Source organism: Streptomyces sp. KLMMK, assembly GCF_036961605.1.
GTDB classification, from domain to species: Bacteria; Actinomycetota; Actinomycetes; order Streptomycetales; family Streptomycetaceae; genus Streptomyces; species Streptomyces telluris.
This window is the reverse complement of sequence record NZ_JBAMDC010000600.1, coordinates 1-2,769: the sequence shown is the minus strand read 5'-3', so window position 1 is coordinate 2,769 and position 2,769 is coordinate 1. Positions and strand designations below refer to the sequence as shown.

Annotated in this window: 3 protein-coding genes; all 3 read left to right on the top strand. The window is 74.5% G+C overall.

Translation table 11 applies throughout. The annotated features are described in order from the left end of the window. Positions 1-61 precede the first annotated feature (61 nt). On the top strand, positions 62-1,165 hold the full coding sequence (galT, locus tag V7793_RS36115; RefSeq protein WP_336013908.1) for a galactose-1-phosphate uridylyltransferase: 1,104 nt from the start codon (positions 62-64) through the stop codon (positions 1,163-1,165). After that, a complete protein-coding gene (galE, locus tag V7793_RS36110) occupies positions 1,162-2,136 on the top strand; it encodes a UDP-glucose 4-epimerase GalE (protein ID WP_336013907.1) in 975 nt (324 codons plus the stop codon). The genes galT and galE overlap by 4 nt, the downstream gene beginning before the upstream one ends. Beyond that, positions 2,133-2,769, top strand: a 637-nt coding sequence (locus V7793_RS36105) for a galactokinase (RefSeq protein ID WP_336013906.1), incomplete at its 3' end; no start/stop codon positions are given. The genes galE and V7793_RS36105, both read left to right, overlap by 4 nt.

The window sequence follows — 2,769 nt, the reverse complement described above, 5'->3', positions numbered from 1 at the left end:
CGGGGGCTTGCCCCCAGTTACGGGAAGGGGCGGGGTGGGGAGAAAGAAACCCGTGAGCCCGGTGAGGAAGACCGCAGCCAAGCTCGCGGACGGCCGCGAGATCCTCTACTACGACCTCCACGACAACGGCGGCGCCGGATTACGCGACGCCCCGGACCCCCGCCCCCTTCCCCCCGCCACACCCCCCGTCACCGAAGTCCGCCACGACGAAATCCTCGGCGACGACGTCGTCATCGCCTCCCACCGCCAGACCCGCACCTTCCTCCCACCCACGGAAGCGTGCCCCCTGTGCCCCTCAAGTCCCGGGCGCCCCACGGAAATCCCCGCATCCGACTACGAAGTCGCCGTCTTCGAGAACCGCTTCCCATCGCTCGCGGGCCCCGCGGGCCGGTGCGAAGTCGTCTGCTTCACCCCCGACCACCACGCCTCCTTCGCCGGCCTCACCGACGCCCGCGCGGCCCTCGTCCTCGCCGTCTGGACCGACCGCACCGCCGAGCTGGCCGCGCTCCCCTCCGTGCGGCAGGTGTTCTGCTTCGAGAACCGCGGCGAGGAGATCGGCGTCACCCTCGGCCACCCGCACGGCCAGATCTACGCGTACCCGTTCGTCACGCCGCGCACGGAGCGCATGCTCGCCTCCGCCGCCGCGCACGCGGCCACGCACGCGACCCGCACGGGCGGCGGCCCGCGCAACCTCTTCGACGACGTCGTGGCCGCCGAGCACGAGGACGGCCGCCGCATCGTCCTCGCCACGGACCACTGGACGGCCTTCGTCCCGTACGCCGCGCACTGGCCGTACGAGGTGCACCTGTACCCCCGCCGCCGCGTGCCCGACCTGCTCGCGCTCGGTGACGCGGCGCGCACAGAGTTCCCACAGGTCTACCTGGAACTGTTGCGCCGGTTCGACCGGATCTTCGACGGGCGGGAGGGCGGGGACGGGCACAGCACGGCCCTGCCGCCCACCCCGTACGTCTCCGCCTGGCACCAGGCGCCGTTCCAGGACCCCCGCAGGAGTGAATTCGCGCTCCACCTCGAGCTCTTCACCGTCCGCCGGGCTCCCGGCAAGCTGAAGTTCCTCGCGGGTTCCGAATCCGGCATGAACGTGTTCATCAACGATGTGCCGCCCGAGGCCGCGGCGGAGCGACTGCGAGAGGTAGCGAGCGAATGAGCGAGAGCAGCAGGAAGTGCCTGGTCACGGGCGGCGCGGGCTACGTCGGCAGCGTCGTGGCGGCGCACCTGCTGGCCGCCGGGCACACCGTGACCGTCCTCGACGACCTCTCGACCGGGCACCGGGCCGCCGTTCCGGAGGGCGCCGCCTTCGTCGAGGGCCGCGTGCAGGACGCGGGCCGGTGGCTCGACAGCTCCTACGACGCCGTGCTGCACTTCGCGGCGTTCTCGCAGGTCGGCCAGTCCGTGGCCGACCCCGAGCCGTACTGGCGCAACAACGTCGGCGGCACCGCGGACCTGCTCGCCGCCATGCGCGACGCGGGCGTGCGCACCCTGGTCTTCTCGTCCACCGCCGCCACCTACGGCGAACCGGCAGCCGTCCCCATCACCGAGGACGCCCCCACCGCCCCCACCAACCCCTACGGCGCCACCAAGCTCGCCGTGGACCACATGATCGGCGGCGAGTGCGCCGCCCACGGCCTGGCCGCCGTCTCCCTGCGCTACTTCAACGTGGCGGGCGCCTACGGGCCCTACGGCGAGCGGCACGCCCCCGAGACGCACCTCATCCCGCTCGTCCTCCAGGTGGCCCGCGGCGAGCGCGAGGCGATCGCCGTCTACGGCGACGACTACCCGACGCCGGACGGCACCTGCATCCGCGACTACATCCACGTCGCCGACCTCGCCGAGGCCCACCTGCGCGCCCTCTCCGCCGCCCGCGACGGCGAACACCTCATCTGCAACCTGGGCAACGGCAACGGCTTCTCCGTCCACGAGGTGATCGAAACCGTCCGCAAGGTCACCGGGCACCCCGTCCCGCAGGTCGCCGCCCCGCGCCGCGCGGGCGACCCGGCCGTCCTCGTGGCCTCCGCCGAGCGCGCCCGCGAGACCCTCGGCTGGACCCCGCGCCGCCCGGACCTGGCCGGAATCGTCGCCGACGCCTGGGAGTTCGCGCGCCGAGGGCCGGAGCAGTGAACACCGCGGCCGAGGGCTTCGAGCGCACCTACGGGTACGCCCCCGGGGGCGTCTGGGCCGCGCCCGGCCGGGTCAACCTCATCGGCGAGTACACCGACGTCAACGAGGGCCATGTCCTGCCCGTCGCCCTCCCGCAGTGCACCCGGGTCGCCGCGGCGGCCCGTACGGACGGCGTGCTGAGGCTGCGCTCGCGCGAGGCGGCGGGCCCGGCCGAGCTGTCCCTCGCGGAGCTCGCTCCCGGCCGCGTGGAGGGCTGGGCCGCCTACCCGGCGGGCGTCGCCTGGGCGTTGCGCGAGGCGGGCCTGCCGGTGGGCGGCGCCGACGTGTACGTCGAGAGCGACGTGCCCGCGGGCGCGGGCCTGTCCTCCTCCGCCGCCCTGGAGGTCGCCACGGCCCTGGCGCTCACCGAGCTGCACGGAGCCGCCTGCGACCGCCCCGCCCTCGCCCGGCTCGCGCAGCGCGCCGAGAACGCCTTCGTGGGCGTCCCCTGCGGGCTCATGGACCAGGCGGCGTCCGCCTGCTGCACCGCCGGCCACGCCCTGCACCTGGACACCCGCGACCTGGCGCTGCGCCAGGTGCCCTTCGACCTGGCCGCGCACGGGCTGCGGCTGCTCGTCGTCGACACCCGCGTCC

What these genes read in the sequence shown, in the direction of transcription:
- galE (WP_336013907.1), top strand. Translation starts at nt 1,162, where the DNA reads ATGAGCGAGAGCAGCAGGAAGTGCCTGGTCACGGGCGGCGCGGGCTAC.